Source organism: Kribbella sp. NPDC050820, assembly GCF_040653975.1.
Classification (GTDB): domain Bacteria; phylum Actinomycetota; class Actinomycetes; order Propionibacteriales; family Kribbellaceae; genus Kribbella.
Genome location: NZ_JBFAHB010000063.1, coordinates 38,674 through 52,802, shown reverse-complemented (window position 1 = coordinate 52,802; position 14,129 = coordinate 38,674). Strand labels below are relative to the sequence as shown.

General features: G+C 68.2%; 12 protein-coding genes. 4 read left to right on the top strand and 8 right to left on the bottom strand.

The genetic code is table 11. The features are described 5' to 3' along the window. Nucleotides 1–724 precede the first annotated feature (724 nt). The 4 genes from AB0H36_RS36730 to AB0H36_RS36715 all read left to right on the top strand — a co-directional run bounded on the left by AB0H36_RS36730 (nucleotide 725) and on the right by AB0H36_RS36715 (nucleotide 5,374). Nucleotides 725–1,795, top strand: coding sequence for a substrate-binding domain-containing protein (locus AB0H36_RS36730; RefSeq protein WP_360534566.1), 1,071 nt, complete (start codon nucleotides 725–727; stop codon nucleotides 1,793–1,795). 160 nt (nucleotides 1,796–1,955) lie between these two features. Continuing rightward, on the top strand, nucleotides 1,956–2,771 hold the full coding sequence (locus AB0H36_RS36725; RefSeq protein ID WP_360534564.1) for an ATP-binding cassette domain-containing protein: 816 nt from the start codon (nucleotides 1,956–1,958) through the stop codon (nucleotides 2,769–2,771). Next, nucleotides 2,768–4,072, top strand: coding sequence for a sugar ABC transporter permease (locus AB0H36_RS36720; RefSeq protein WP_360534562.1), 1,305 nt, complete (start codon nucleotides 2,768–2,770; stop codon nucleotides 4,070–4,072). Before AB0H36_RS36725 ends, AB0H36_RS36720 begins: the two co-directional genes overlap by 4 nt. Nucleotides 4,073–4,159: 87 nt before the next feature. Next, nucleotides 4,160–5,374, top strand: a complete 1,215-nt coding sequence (locus AB0H36_RS36715; protein ID WP_360534560.1) for a low temperature requirement protein A — start codon at nucleotides 4,160–4,162, stop codon at nucleotides 5,372–5,374. Between the two features lie 43 nt (nucleotides 5,375–5,417). Here AB0H36_RS36715 and AB0H36_RS36710 read toward each other — a convergent pair whose 3' ends face one another. The 8 genes from AB0H36_RS36710 to gcvT all read right to left on the bottom strand — a co-directional run bounded on the left by AB0H36_RS36710 (nucleotide 5,418) and on the right by gcvT (nucleotide 14,108). Then, a complete protein-coding gene (locus AB0H36_RS36710) occupies nucleotides 5,418–6,479 on the bottom strand; it encodes a dipeptide ABC transporter ATP-binding protein (RefSeq protein ID WP_360534558.1) in 1,062 nt (353 codons plus the stop codon). Between the two features lie 19 nt (nucleotides 6,480–6,498). After that, nucleotides 6,499–7,599, bottom strand: coding sequence for an ABC transporter ATP-binding protein (locus tag AB0H36_RS36705; RefSeq protein WP_360534556.1), 1,101 nt, complete (start codon nucleotides 7,597–7,599; stop codon nucleotides 6,499–6,501). Next, nucleotides 7,596–8,588 carry an ABC transporter permease gene (locus tag AB0H36_RS36700; protein WP_360534554.1) on the bottom strand — a complete coding sequence of 331 codons (993 nt, stop codon included), beginning with the start codon at nucleotides 8,586–8,588 and terminating at the stop codon, nucleotides 7,596–7,598. Before AB0H36_RS36700 ends, AB0H36_RS36705 begins: the two co-directional genes overlap by 4 nt. 98 nt (nucleotides 8,589–8,686) lie before the next feature. Beyond that, complete coding sequence (locus AB0H36_RS36695; RefSeq protein WP_360534552.1) at nucleotides 8,687–10,441, bottom strand: ABC transporter substrate-binding protein; 1,755 nt, start codon at nucleotides 10,439–10,441, stop codon at nucleotides 8,687–8,689. Between the two features lie 41 nt (nucleotides 10,442–10,482). Beyond that, the gene (locus AB0H36_RS36690) at nucleotides 10,483–11,490 is read right to left on the bottom strand and encodes an ABC transporter permease (protein ID WP_360534550.1); all 1,008 of its coding nucleotides are present in this window, start codon (nucleotides 11,488–11,490) and stop codon (nucleotides 10,483–10,485) included. Between the two features lie 404 nt (nucleotides 11,491–11,894). Then, on the bottom strand, nucleotides 11,895–12,785 hold the full coding sequence (locus AB0H36_RS36685; protein WP_360534548.1) for a hypothetical protein: 891 nt from the start codon (nucleotides 12,783–12,785) through the stop codon (nucleotides 11,895–11,897). Beyond that, entirely contained in the window at nucleotides 12,733–12,939 is a 207-nt protein-coding gene (locus tag AB0H36_RS36680) for a BTAD domain-containing putative transcriptional regulator (RefSeq protein ID WP_360534546.1), read from the bottom strand. The genes AB0H36_RS36685 and AB0H36_RS36680 overlap by 53 nt, the downstream gene beginning before the upstream one ends. A 65-nt stretch (nucleotides 12,940–13,004) precedes the next feature. After that, on the bottom strand, nucleotides 13,005–14,108 hold the full coding sequence (gene gcvT, locus AB0H36_RS36675; protein ID WP_360534544.1) for a glycine cleavage system aminomethyltransferase GcvT: 1,104 nt from the start codon (nucleotides 14,106–14,108) through the stop codon (nucleotides 13,005–13,007). Between the last annotated feature and the right edge of the window lie 21 nt (nucleotides 14,109–14,129).

The following is a 14,129-nucleotide window of genomic DNA, read 5'->3' as shown; positions in this document are numbered from 1 at the left end:
CCCCGCCCCCGCGGGGGGGCCGCGGCGGGGGGGGCCCGGGGGGGGTTTATAGGGGGTGTTGTGGTCACTCCCCCCACGATACACGAGAGGAGAAGGCACAACACGGACGGATATCCGCTCTTCTGGCGGAAGGGTGGGCGCGGGGTGAGCGGGCGCACGCCGTTGGGTGTGGGCGCGTCGAGGGGCGAACCGCCAGGCCATCACAGTCGGTCGGCGTCGACGGTGCCAGGCAGGGTGCCGGGGTGGAGGTGGTGATTGTGATGGCCTGGCGGTCCGCAGCATCGGGATCCCGTTCGCAGGGGCGGAGTGGTCGGAGGTGGGTGCACTCGACCGACCTGGGTGGCGAACTGGGGCACCAAGCCGACCCACACATGTGTCACAAGAGCCGGTTAACCCCTCAACTGATGGGTTGCCCACCGAAATTCTCAGTGGGCAACCCATCACCTGGCGGGGCAACCCCTCGATCGGCCGAGCAACCCCTCACCTGGGGGGTTGCCCCCTCAGGTGAGGGGTTGCCCATCGAAATTCTCAGTGGGCAACCCCCGAGTTCGGTGGGCAACCTCGCGCGTGGCCGCTCGGGGGGTGAGGGGCGGTTGTGGGTGGTTGAGTTCCGGGGTTGTGACGCCAATATGTCTATTTCTTGAATTCAAGTCTTGACGTCAAAGCTTCGCGCGGCTTGACTTCGGTCAGGCCTACTCGGGCCATCACGTCAAGGAGCCGCCACATGTTCGTCTCTCCATCCCGTCTCGTCGGGCTCGGCCTGACCGTCTCGGCCCTCGCCCTGTCTCTGGTGGCCTGTGGGTCGGACGAACCCGCCGCCGGAGGCTCCGGCGAGGCCAAGAAGATCGCGCTGCTGCTGCCCGAGTCGAAGACCACCCGGTACGAGGCGCTGGACCGGCCGCTCTTCACTGAGGCGCTCAAGGCGGCCTGCGCCAACTGCGAGCTGATCTACAGCAACGCCGACCAGGATGCGGCCAAGCAGCAACAGCAGGCCGAGGCGGCCCTGACCCAGGGCGCGAACGTGCTGGTGCTGGACCCGGTCGACGGCAAGGCCGCCGCCGCGGTGGTCGCCTCCGCGAAGGGCCAGAACGTCCCGGTGATCGCCTACGACCGGTTCATCGAGAACGCCGACTACTACGTCTCGTTCGAGAACGAGGCGGTCGGCAAGCTCCAGGCGCAGACCCTGGTCGACGCCCTGAAGGCGGCCGGCAAGACCTCCGGCAACCTGGCCATGATCAACGGCTCGCCGACCGACCCGAACGCGGCCGACTTCAAGAAGGGCGCGCACAGCGTGCTCGACGCCAGCGGCTACAAGGTCGCCGCCGAGTTCGACACCCCGGACTGGAGCCCGGACAAGGCGCAGGCCTGGATGGAGGGCCAGCTCAGCGCGATCAAGAACGGCCTGGTCGGCGTGTACGCGGCCAACGACGGTACGGCGGGCGGCGCGATCGCAGCGCTCAAGGGCGGTGGCGTCACCCCGCTGCCGCCGGTCACCGGCCAGGACTCCGAGCTCGCCGCGATCCAGCGGATCGTGGCCGGCGACCAGGCGATGACCATCTACAAGGCCGTGAAGCCGCAGGCCGAGGCGGCCGCCAAGGGCGCGGTCGCGCTGGCCAACGGCGGCAAGCCGGAATCGACCACGGACAAGAACGGCGTGCCGTCGACGATCCTCGACCCGGTCGCGGTCACCAAGGCCAACATCAAGGACACCGTGGTGAAGGACAACATCTACAAGGTGACCGACATCTGCACCGCGTCGTTCGCCGCCGCCTGCACCGCCGCCGGCCTCAGCTGACCCGCCCCCTGGTGTCGCCCCGCTTCATGGGGCCTCCCGGCCTGGACTGAGGAGCGAAGGGAGCGGGGCGATGCCGGGCGGTTCCGGAACCAAGAAGGCTGTCCCGGGCGGCGGAACGCCGCGATCATGGCCTGAAGACAAAGCCCAGGAGGCTGATCGAGTGACTGTCACCCCCACACCGGCCCCGGTCGGCACCACCACGGTGCTGTCGCTGCGGGGCATCTCCAAGCGCTTCGGCGCGGTGCAGGCCCTGAAGAACATCGAGCTGGACGTCCGGGCCGGTGAGGTGCTGGCCCTGGTCGGCGACAACGGCGCCGGCAAGTCGACGCTGGTGAAGACGATCGCCGGCGTCTACACCGCCGACGACGGCACGATGGTCTTCGACGGCCGGGAGGTGCGGGTCGGCAGTCCGGCCGAGGCGCAGCAGCTCGGCATCGCCACGGTCTTCCAGGACCTGGCCCTGTGCGACAACCTCGACGTGGTCGCGAACCTGTACCTCGGCCGCGAGCTGCGCACCGGCAAGGTGCTCGACGAGGTCGAGATGGAACGCTCGTCGTGGGAGCTGCTGCAGCAGCTGTCGGCGAAGATCCCGTCGGTCCGGATCCCGGTCGCCAGCCTGTCCGGCGGCCAGCGGCAGACCGTCGCGATCGCCCGCTCGCTGCTCGGCCAGCCCAAGGTCGTGATGCTGGACGAGCCGACCGCGGCTCTTGGCGTGGCTCAGACCGCCGAGGTCCTCAACCTGGTCGAGCGGCTCCGCGAGCGCGGTCTCGCGGTGATCCTGATCAGCCACAACATGGCCGACGTGATGGCGGTCGCGGACCGGGTCGCCGTACTGCGGCTCGGCCGGAACAACGGCGTCTTCGTGGTCAGCGAGACCAAGACGCAGGACATCATCGCCGCCATCACCGGCGCCACGGACAACGCGGTCTCTGAGCGCGCAGCGCGCCGGACCCGTGAGGAGGGGACCGCATCATGACGCTGCACGGATCCGAGATCCGGCCGCAGGACGCTCCACGCCCGAGCAGCGGAAACGGAAACGGCGGCAGCACCGAGCTGCCCGCCGACCTGCAGGACGAGCGGCTGATCGCCAGCCACGGCATCAGCGGCGCCGTCTCGGCGTTCACCGCGCGGCTGCGGTCCGGCGACCTCGGTTCGGTCCCGGTGGTGGTCGGCCTGATCATCATCTGGGCGGTCTTCCAGATCGCGAACAGCTCGTTCCTGTCCAGCCGCAACCTGGTCAACCTCACCCTGCAGACCACGTCCGTCGGGGTGATTGCCATCGGCATCGTCCTGGTCCTGCTGCTGGGCGAGATCGACCTCTCGGTCGGCTCGGTCAGCGGGCTGTCGGCCGCCGTACTCGGGGTCACGTTCGTGAACAAGGGCTGGCCGCTGGCGTTGTCGCTGCTGGTCGGGGTCGCGCTCGGGCTGGTGATCGGGCTCTTCTACGGCGCGCTCTACACCAGGTTCGGCGTGCCGAGTTTCGTCATCACGCTGGCCGGCCTGCTCGGTTTCCTTGGCCTGCAGCTGCTGGTGCTCGGCAAGGAGGGTTCGCTGAACCTGCCCTTCGACTCCGCGCTCGTCGGGTTCGCCACCCGCAGCTTCCTCTCCCCCGCGCTGGCCTACGGGCTGGTCGCGGTGGTCGTCGCGGTGTACGTGCTGACCAGGCTGCGCGGCCGAGCCGCCCGCGTGGCGGCCGGGTTGTCGGCGGCGCCGAACTCGGTCATCGCGATCAAGGCCGCCGCGCTCGCCGTCGTCCTGCTGATCCCGGTCGTGATCCTGAACGGCGACCGCGGGGTGTCGTCGATGTTCCTGCTCTTCCTCGGCCTCGTGGTGGCGACCGACTTCGCGATCCGGCGGACGCGCTGGGGCCGCTCGGTCGTCGCCGTCGGCGGCAACGTGGAGGCTGCCCGGCGAGCCGGTATCAACGTCCGGATGATCTACCTGTCGGTGTTCGCGGCCTGCTCCACCTTCGCCGCGGTCGGCGGACTACTGGCCGCCGCGCGGCTGGTCGCGGTGAACCAGAGCAGCGGCGGCGCGGACACCAACCTGAACGCGATCGCGGCTGCGGTGATCGGCGGCACCAGCCTGTTCGGCGGCCGCGGTTCGGCGTACTCCGCGCTCCTCGGCGCCCTGGTGATCATGTCGATCTCGAACGGCCTGGCCCTGCTCAGCCTCGACTCCAGCGTCCGCTACATGGTGACCGCCGGCGTCCTGCTGATCGCCGTCACCATCGACTCCCTCAGCCGCCGCAGCCGCCAGGCTCACGGCCGCGCCTAGAGCACGGCGGGCTCTCCCCTGACCCTGACCAGGTGGGAGCCCGCCGTTTCCATTCCGGCAGCCTGTTCTGGTGGCAGGATGTGCCGCATGAAGTCCAGAAGACCCATCAAGGCGGAGCAGACCGGCGAGGGTCATACCGTCACGACGCTGGAGTTGTTCTTCGACCTGGTGTTCGTCTTCGCGCTGACCCAGGTCACCGCGCTGATGGCCCACGACCTCACCTGGCACGGCGTAGGCCGCGGCCTCCTGCTGACCGGGCTGTTGTGGTGGAGCTGGATCGGCTTCTCCTGGCTGTGCAACCTGGTCAAGGCCGACGAGGGCGCAGTCCGCGGCGTGATGCTGGCGGCGATGGCGGCGATGTTCCTGATCGCACTCGCGATCCCGGAGGCCTTCCACGACCTACCGGGTGGTCTGCCCGGACCGGTGGTCATCGCCGGCGCGTACTTCCTCTTCCGGGCACTCCACCTGGTGCTCTTCTGGCTGATCGCCGAGGGCGACCAGCAGCTACGCCGTACGCTGCTCCGCTTCTCCCTCTCGATGCTCGGCGCCAGCGCGCTGCTCCTGGTCGCTTCGCAGTACGACGGCCGGACGCAGACGTTGCTGTGGGCCGCCGCGCTCGCTGTCGACTACGGCGGCACGTACCTGATCGACGCGCACGGCTGGCGGTTCCACTCCGCGACGCACTTCGCCGAGCGGCACGGGCTGATCATCATCATCGCGCTCGGCGAGTCGATCGTGGCGATCGGTGTCGGCGTGACCGACCTGCCGATCTCGTGGCCGATCCTGATCGCCTCCGTGCTCGGCCTGATGGTGTCGTCCGCACTGTGGTGGATCTACTTCGACGCGACTGTTCTGTACGGCGAGCACGCGCTGGCGTCCGAGCCGGAGGACACCCGGGCGGCCCTCGCCCGCGACGCGTACACCTTCCTGCACTTCCCGATGATCGCCGGAATCATCCTGCTCGCCCTCGGCCTGAAGAAGGTGCTCGAGTACGTCGGTGACACCGAGCACCACAGCCTCGACGACCCCCTGAAGGGCATCGGCCTCTGGGCGCTGTTCGTCGGCGTCATCTTCTATCTGCTCGGACACGTCGGCTTCAAGTGGCGGACGATGCACCGGTTGAGCGTGTCCCGGCTCGTCACCGCTGCGCTCGTGTTGGTCGCCATACCGCTGGTCGCGAAGGTGCCCGCGCTCGGGCAGCTCGCCGTACTGACTGTCCTGCTGGCCGGGCTGGTCACCTTCGAGTCGATCCGGTTCGCGCAGGAGCGTGACGAATTGAAGCACGGCGAGCAGCACACCTGAAGAAAGAAAGGCCCCCGCAGTGCGGGGGCCTTCTGCGAAGAGCTCAGGCTGTGGCGGCCGTCAGGTCCACCTTCGGCTCCGCGAAGTGGCAGGCGGCGGAGTGCCCGGCCGGGGACTGCGGCTTGGCCTCGAGCGGCGGCTCGTGGGTCGCGCAGATGTCCTCGGCCTTCCAGCAGCGGGTTCGGAACCGGCAGCCGCTCGGCGGGTCGATCGGCGAGGGTACGTCGCCGACCAGCCGGATCCGCTCCTTCGGCGGGACACCGCGGATGGTGCCCAGGTCGGGTGCGGCGGACAGCAGCGCTTGGGTGTACGGGTGCTGCGGAGCGCCGTAGATCTGCTCCCGCGGACCCTGCTCGACGATCTTGCCCAGGTACATCACCGCGACCTGGTCACAGAAGTGCCGGACCACACCGAGGTCGTGCGCGATGAACACGAACGCGATGCCGAGGTCGCGGCGCAGGTCCTCCAGCAGGTTCATCACCTGGGCCTGGATGGACACGTCCAGCGCGGACACCGGCTCGTCGGCGATGATCACCTCCGGCTCCACCGCGAGCGCCCGGGCGATGCCGATCCGCTGCCGCTGGCCGCCGGAGAACTCGTTCGGGTACCGGTTGTGGTGCTCGGGGTTCAGGCCGACCCGCTCGAGCAGCTCCTGGACCCGGTCGAGCTCCTTGCCCTTCTTGACCAGGTTGTGCACCCGCAGCGGCGTGCTGATGATGTTGCTGACCGTCTGCCGCGGGTTCAGCGAGCTGTACGGGTCCTGGAAGACGATCTGCAACTGGCGGCGGAACGGGCGCAGTTCCCGCTCCCTCAGCTGCGCGATGTCGGTGCCCTTGAACCTGATCTCGCCCGCCGTCGGCGTCAGCAGCCGGGTGATCATCCGGCCGGTGGTCGACTTGCCGCAGCCGGACTCGCCGACCAGGCCGAGGCTCTCGCCGGCCTTCAGGTCGAAGCTGACGCCGTCGACGGCCTGGACCACCTTCTTGGTCCGGCCCAGCGCAGCCGCTTCCTTGATCGGGAAGTGCATCTTCAGATCGCGGACCTGCAGCAGTGGGGCTCCCGCGGCCGCCGGCACGGCGTCGACCGTACGCACGTTGTCGCTCATCTCTCTCCTCAGCCCCCGCTCAGCCCAGTCTCGGCGCGACCTCGGCCTCGTAGATCGAGGCCTTGTCGTGCAGGTGACAACGGGACGTGTGGGCGCCGGCGCCGTCGACCGGCATCAGCTCGGGCAGGTCGGTGGTGCAGCGCTCGCCCTTCACCCGGTCCTTGTAGGGACAGCGCGGGTTGAAGGAGCAACCGGTGGGCAGGTTCAGCAGGCTCGGCGGCAGGCCCTTGATCGGGCGCAGCCGCTCGTTCGCGGCCGAGACGGTCGGGATCGACTCCAGCAGGCCCCAGGTGTAGGGCATCCGCGGGCGGGCCAGCACGTCCTCGGCGGTGCCGTACTCGACACAGCGGCCGGCGTACATGACCAGCACGTCGTCGGCCATCTCGGCGACCACACCCAGGTCGTGGGTGATCAGCACGATCGCGGAGCCGAACTCCTTCTGCAGGTTGTTCAGCAGGTCCAGGATCTGCGCCTGCACGGTCACGTCGAGCGCGGTGGTCGGCTCGTCGGCGATCACCAGCTTCGGGTCGTTGACCAGGCCCATCGCGATCATCGCGCGCTGCCGCATCCCGCCGGAGAACTCGTGCGGGTACTGCGAGAACCGGCGCTGCGGGTTCGGGATGCCGACCAGGTCGAGCATCTCGATCGCGCGCTTCCTCGCGACCTCCTTGCTGACGTTGTGGTGCACCCGGTACGCCTCGACGATCTGGTTGCCGACCGGGTACAGCGGGTGCAGCGAGGACTGCGGGTCCTGGAAGACCATCGCGACGGCGTCGCCGCGGACCTTCATCAGCTCGCTCTCCGGCAGGCCGACGATCTCGTCGCCGCCGAGCGTGATCGATCCGGTGATCTGGGTCCGCCGGCGGTCGTGCAGGCCCATCACGGCCATGCTCGACACCGACTTGCCGGAGCCGGACTCACCGACGATCGCCAGCGTGCGCCCGAGCGGGACCGAGTAGTTCAGTCCGTTCACCGCGCTGACCACACCGTCGGCGGTCGGGAACTTCACGGTCAGGTCCCGGACCACCAGGTACGGCGTCTCGCCGCTGGGGTTGATCGCCCCCTGACGGCGTTCGCGGGTGACGACCGACGGCCGCTTCAGCTCATCATTGATGCTCATGTCAGCCTCACTCGGGGGTCGATCAGGCTGTAGCCGACGTCGACGAGGAAGTTCATCGCGACGAGGATCACCGAGGCGACCAGGACGGTGCCCATGATCACCGGCAGGTCGTAGTTGTTCAGGCTCTCCAGCACGAGGTTGCCCAGGCCGGGCAGGTCGAAGATCCGCTCGGTGAAGATCGCGCCGGCCAGGCTGCCGGCGATGTCCAGGCCGAAGATCGTGATCACCGGGATCATCCCGGAGCGCAGCGCGTGCTTGTAGGTCACCTGCCGGTCCGACAGGCCCTTGGCCCGGGCGGTCCGGATGTAGTCCTCGCTGAGCGCCTCGACCATCGAGCCGCGGGAGTAGCGCGCGTACTGCGTGCAGTTGTAGATGCCCAGCACCAGCCAGGGGGTGAACAGGCCGGCGAACCAGGCGCCCGGGTTGTCGCTGAACGGCGTGTAGCCGCCGCGCGGCAGGACCGGGTACAGGATCGTCAGGTACAGCGAGACCATCAGGGCGACGATGTAGTACGGCACCGAGCTCAGGATCAGCGTGCTGCTCATCAGCGCGCGGTCGCCGACGGTGCCCCGTCTCTTCGCAGCCATCGAGCCCACGAAGACACCGATGGTCAGGACCATCACGGCGTACCCGAGCACCAGCGAGACCGTGACCGGCAGCCGGTCCTTCAGCATCTGGGTGACCGGCCGGTCGTTCTTGAAGGAGAAGCCCAGGCAGGGCACGTTGCACTCCTGCTTCACGCCGGCCGTCTCGAAGGTCCGCCCGGCGACGATGCCCACCGTGTACTCCGCGAACTGCTGAACCTTGGGCCGGTCGAGGTGCAGGTTCGCCTTGATTTCGTTGTATCGCTCCTGGGTGCAGTTGCGATCACCACAGATCGCCGCGGCCGGGTCGGTCGGGGCGACGAAGAACAGCGTGAAGGTCGCGATCAGCGTGACCAGCACGACGCTGAGCGCGCTCACCAGCCGGCGCGCCACGAAGTAGAGCACGAGGGTTTCTCCTCACCGATCGGGGTGGTGACCGGACCGGGGCCCGGTCACCACCCCACCATCAGATGATCAGACTGCAGGTACTACGGCAGTCCGGATCAGGGCTGCTTCAGGTACATCGAGGTGAACTCCGGCAGGCCCTGGGTCGGGTCGTTGACGACGTGCCCGAGGTTCTTGCCGACCGGGTAGTAGCTGGCCGTGTAGTACAGCGGGATCAGCGGCAGGTACTTCTCCATGATCGTCTTGTCGATCTTCGGCCACTCCTTGAGCTGCTGGTCCGGAGCGAGGCCGTTCACGCGGTCGATCTCGGCGTCCAGGGTCTTGTCCTGGATCATGCCGATGCTGTTGCTCAGCTCGACGGCGTCGGAGCGGAACAGGACCGGGAACCAGCTACCACCGGACGGCCAGTCCGAGCACCAGCCCGACGGGCCCTGGCCGATGTTCACCGGCGCGGCCGGGTCGTTGCGCATGGTCCGGATCTTGGCCTTCGGGACACCGATCGCGTTCACCTTGAAGCCGGCCGCGGTGTAGACCTGGGTGCGCAACTGGTTGACCTGGGTGGCGATCTTGTCGTCGTTGGAGTAGTACCAGCTGAGCTCGAAGTTCTCCTTGCCGAGCTCCTTCAGCTTGGACTTGATCTCCTCGGCGACCGCCGGGTCCTCGGCGCCCTTGCCCTTGCCGGTCAGGCCGGGCAGCTCGTACTTCTCGTGGCCGGGAACGGCCGGCGGCAGGATCGTCGAGGCCGGAATCGCGCTCTCCGGGCTCAGGCCGGCCACCTTCCGGTAGGTGTCGAAGGGGTAGCCCTTGGCGATCAGCTGCCGGACGTCCATCGGGATCTTCCGGGTGTCCAGGCCCCAGACCTGGGTGCACGGCTGGGCGCCGCTGACGATCTGGCTCTTGTCCTTGAGCTCAGGGATGAGGCTGGCGTCCAGGTCGGAGTAGTTCATCGCGTTCGCGTCCGGACCGGAGCTGGCCAGCACCTGGCGCTGCACCTTCAGGGTGTCCTGGCCGAACTTGAAGTCCCAGGCGTCCGGGTACTGGTAGCGCACCGGGTCGGTGTTCGGGTCCCAGTGCGGGTTCTTCTTGAGCTTCAGCTCGGTGCCCGGGTTGTACAGGTCCACCATGTACGGACCAGTCGCCATCGGCTTCAGGTCGTAGCTCTTCTTGGTGTCCTTCGCCTTCGGGATCGGCGTGAACATCGGGAAGGCGGCGTAGAACGGCAGGTCGTCGAACTTCTTCGCCAGGTGGATGATCAGCGTGTTGTCGTCCGGCGTCTCGACGCCGGCGTAGTTGTCACCGCTGGCGTACGGGCCCTTGTAGGTCTTGCCGTCCTTGAAGTACTCGTTCTGGTACGTCGGTCCGGCGTCGTACAGGTCGTGCGCGAAGGAGCGCTTGATCGCGTACGCGTAGTCGGCCGCCTTCACCGGCGTGCCGTCCATGTACTTGATGCCCTGCTTGAGCTTGAACGTCCAGGTGAGGCCGTCGGCGGACTTGGTGCCGAGGTCCTCGGCGAGGTCCGGAACCAGGGTCGGCTTCTGGGTCTTCTCGTCCAGCTTGTACTGCGTCAGCGCGCGGTACATCAGCTTGCCGATCTGGTTCCCGTCGGTGAAGTAGATGTTCGTCGGGTCCAGCGTGTCCGGCGTGACGTCGGACAGGACGGTGATGGTGCCGCCCTTCTTCGCGCCCTCGAGCTCCTTCGCCGGGCCCTTGGCCGTCGCGTCGGTGGCCTTCTCCTGGGCCGTGCCCGCGTCGCCCGTGTTGGCGTCACTGTTGTTGTTCGACGACGGGCTGCCGCAAGCCACCGCGGCCAGCATGACCGTCGCCACAACGGCGGTGATCCGTTTCCACTGCATTTGTCGTGATTCTCCTTTTCTGCCGCTGGGGCAACGCCGGGCTACCGGCGGGTCTTGGGGTCGAAGGCGTCGCGGACGGCGTCTCCGAGCAGGGCGAGGGACAGCACCAGCGCCGTGATGCCCAGCACGGGCAGCCACAGGTACAGCGGATCCGCCTTGAACCAGTTGGTCGCGGTGGCGATCGTCTGACCCCACGACGGGATCGGCTCGATCAGTCCCACACCGAGGAAGGACAGGCCGGCTTCGGCGGTGACGTACGCCGGCAGCGCCAGCGAGGCCGAGATCACGATCGGCGCGACCAGGTTCGGCAGCAGTTCCTTGAACAGCACCTGCGACGTAGGGACACCGATCGCCTTCGCCGCGAGCACGAACTCACGCTCGCGCAGGGACAGCACCTCGCCGCGGATGATCCGGGCCAGGCCCGCCCATCCGAAGAACGAGAGCACGAAGATCAGCACGAAGAACCGGGTCGAGGCCTGCTCACCCGGCGACAGGTTGAAGGACCCGCTGCGCATGCTCTCCACGATCGGCACCATCGCGATCGCGAACAGCAGGTACGGCAGGCTCAGCACGAAGTCGATCACCCAGGAGATGACCCGGTCGACCCAGCCGCCGAGGAAGCCGGCCAGCAGGCCCATCACGACGCCGACGATGGTGCCGAACGCGGTCGCGGTGAAGGCAACGATCAGCGACGGGCGGGCGCCGTACACCCAGCGGGCGAAGTTGTCCCGGCCGGTCTTCGGCTCGACACCGAACCAGTGCTCGGCGTTCGCGACGATGGTCGGGAACCCGTACTCGTCGACCAGTTCGGGGTGGAAGGTGCCGATGTCACCGCCCTCGATCTTGGTCAGCACCGGCGCGAGCACCGCCACCAGGATGAAGAACAGCACGATGGCGGCGCAGGTGACGGCGACCTTGTCCTTGCGGAGCCGGTCCATCGCGATCCGGGTCGGCGATTTGCCGTGCGGTACGGCGGAATCCCGAACCGGCTCGGCGGATGCCGGGTGGTCCTCGACACCAACTGTCGAGTCGGGTGAACCGATGCTCATTCGCGCTCCGTCAGCTCTGTCAGCCAGATTTCGTACGGGGAGGGGACCAGCCACGATCTGTAGATCGGGGTAGAGCCTCGGCCGATGGCGGGCTCGCGTCAAATTCAGTTGACGACCGGCCCCGCCTCAACCGCGCGCTAGCCTGCCCGACGCCATCGACCCCTAGCCAGCGGCCTTGGGTTCGAATGCACGAATCGTTACCGGAACTTCAAAAGGAACCGAACTTTTCCATCGAAGAATCACGCTGTGCAGTCATTCGGCTGCGAATAGCATCGGCACAGCCTCGCCAGCGTCCATTTTGTGCCACGTTTTGACACAGCGTAGTCAAATCTTGCGGACTGTCGACGCTACGCTGAGTAGCAAATTCGGGTGAATGTGAGCTGTTCAACAGGCCGGCGGGGCTTTCAGCCGCAGCCGAGGAGTCTCTGCTGGTGCTGGATTTCCTGGACTGCGTGTCCGACGGCGGGGTCGTCGGCGATCGCGGTCTCGAGGATTCGGCGAGCTTCGGCGGGCCGTCCGCGCGCGACGTTCAGCCGGGCCCGGCCGATCGCGTTGGCTGCTGCCCCGGACGCGTCCGGGCGTCGGGTCAGCACCTCGGCGGCCCGCTGCAACAAGGTGTCTCCGCCGTCCCGGTCTCCGATGAGGATCAGCAACTGGGCCTCGGTGTTGTCGACGTGCGCCGTGCCGAGCTCGTCCCCTATCCGGGTGACGATCTCGCGCGCCTCCGCCACGATCGTCGTCAGCTCGGACACGTGCGAAGCACCGAGATCGTCGTCCGCAAGCAGCGCTTCGGCAAGCATGACAAGGCGGATCGCGTGCAGCCGGGTGCCCGGAGCACTCAGTGCACAAGCCTCCCGCCGGGCCTTCTGGCCTTCTGGGATCCGGCCGAGCATCACGAGCGCTCCGCCCAACTGGTCCATCGCTCGCGGTCGCGAGGACTCGGCCTCGGGGGCCCCGTCGACCAGCGCGACTATCGCTTCCGCAACCTGCAACGACCGCTGGAAGTCTCCCTGCGCCGACGAGGCCCAGGCGAGCTGGTTCATCGCGGCGATGCGCAAGGCCACGCGCCCGGTCCGCTCGGCCGACGCGAGTCCCCGTTCCGCCTGCTGCAGCAGGCCTTCCGGGGGTGTCCCGGCCTGTGCCAAGGCGCCGAACAAGGATCTGTCGAGCTCTGCTTCGAGCTCGGCCTCGTTGCCTCCAGCAACAGCATCCCTGGCCGACTGGAGAACCTCGTACCGGGTCTCACGGTCGTCGCGGATCGCGAGAAACCAGCTCGGCGTACGCGGCCAGGGCATCAGCCTGTCGACCGGACCGGTACAGCGCCAGCATCGTCGCCGCGGCGAACGTCTCCCGCGCCGGCTCGGCGGTCGTCAGACGCGCCTCGGCCGCCAGCACGGACCGCAGCCGCGACATGTAGACCTGCAGCGCCCGCCTCGGGTTGTTCGGCATGGCATCCGGCCACAGCAGGTCGATCAGGCGGCGGGCGGCAGCAGAGACTGCCGCCCAGCCGCTGGTCAGCTCTCCCGCACGTGCACCGTGACGAACGGCGGCTTGACCACGTCGAACGCCTCCTGGCGGCCACGGATGTCGACTACGACCTGGTCGCCTTCCTTGATCGTCGCGTCCAGCAGCGCCAGCGCGATGCCCTTCTTCAGCGTCGGCGAGAACGTGCCGGACGTCACCTCACCGAGCGCCGTGCCGGACTGATCGAGCACTGTCATGTGCGGCCGCGGGATGCCCCGGCCGGCCGCGAGCAGGCCGCGCAGAACCCGGGCCGCGCCGCGCTCCTTCTCCGCCCGGAGCGCCTCGTCACCCCAGAAGTGCTCCTTCTTCCAGCCGACGGCCCAGCCGGACCGCGCCTGCACCGGCGTGATGTCCGGGGAGATGTCCTGTCCGTGCAGCGGGTAGCCCATCTCGGTCCGCAGCGTGTCCCGCGCGCCCAGCCCGGCCGGCACGATCCCGTACTGCGCCCCGGCCTCGAGCAGCGCGTCGAACACCGCGACCGCGGCCGCGTTCGGTACGACGAGCTCGTAACCGCGCTCACCCGTGTAGCCGGTCCGGCAGACGACGACCGTCGTACCGGCGAAGTCCGCGGTCGCGAACGACATGTAATCGTGCCCGGTCGGCAGCCCGATCGCGCTCACCACGTCGTCGCTGTTCGTGCCCTGGACGGCGAGGATCGCGTAGTCGTCGTGCGTGTTGGTGACCACCACGCCCTCCGGCGCGGAGGCCTGCAGCAGCCGGACCACTTCGGCGGTGTTGGCCGCGTTCGGGATCAGGAACACGTCGTCGTCGGCGTGCAGGTAGGCGATCAGGTCGTCGACCACTCCCCCGCGCTCGTTGCAGCACAGCGTGTACTGCGCCTGGCCGGGCGCGATCTTGCCCAGGTCGTTGGTCAGGCACGAGTTCACGTACGCCGCCGCGCCCGGGCCCTGCACGGTCGCCTTGCCGAGGTGGCTCACGTCGAAGACACCGACGGACGTGCGGACCGCGGTGTGCTCGGCGACGACACCGGAGTACTCCAGCGGCATCTCCCAGCCGCCGAACTCGGCGAACTTCGCACCGAGGGCGACGTGGCGCTCGTGCAGCGGGGACTTCTTGAGATCAGACGGGGTCATGGAGCGGAACTTACCCGACGC

Bases quoted from the DNA above. Each gene is read 5' to 3' on its own strand.
- AB0H36_RS36730 (WP_360534566.1), top strand. From the start codon at position 725: ATGTTCGTCTCTCCATCCCGTCTCGTCGGGCTCGGCCTGACCGTCTCG.
- AB0H36_RS36720 (WP_360534562.1), top strand. From the start codon at position 2,768: ATGACGCTGCACGGATCCGAGATCCGGCCGCAGGACGCTCCACGCCCG.
- AB0H36_RS36715 (WP_360534560.1), top strand. From the start codon at position 4,160: ATGAAGTCCAGAAGACCCATCAAGGCGGAGCAGACCGGCGAGGGTCAT.
- AB0H36_RS36710 (WP_360534558.1), bottom strand. From the start codon at position 6,479: ATGAGCGACAACGTGCGTACGGTCGACGCCGTGCCGGCGGCCGCGGGA.
- AB0H36_RS36705 (WP_360534556.1), bottom strand. From the start codon at position 7,599: ATGAGCATCAATGATGAGCTGAAGCGGCCGTCGGTCGTCACCCGCGAA.
- AB0H36_RS36695 (WP_360534552.1), bottom strand. From the start codon at position 10,441: ATGCAGTGGAAACGGATCACCGCCGTTGTGGCGACGGTCATGCTGGCC.
- AB0H36_RS36690 (WP_360534550.1), bottom strand. From the start codon at position 11,490: ATGAGCATCGGTTCACCCGACTCGACAGTTGGTGTCGAGGACCACCCG.
- AB0H36_RS36685 (WP_360534548.1), bottom strand. From the start codon at position 12,785: ATGCCCTGGCCGCGTACGCCGAGCTGGTTTCTCGCGATCCGCGACGAC.
- AB0H36_RS36680 (WP_360534546.1), bottom strand. From the start codon at position 12,939: ATGCCGAACAACCCGAGGCGGGCGCTGCAGGTCTACATGTCGCGGCTG.
- gcvT (WP_360534544.1), bottom strand. From the start codon at position 14,108: ATGACCCCGTCTGATCTCAAGAAGTCCCCGCTGCACGAGCGCCACGTC.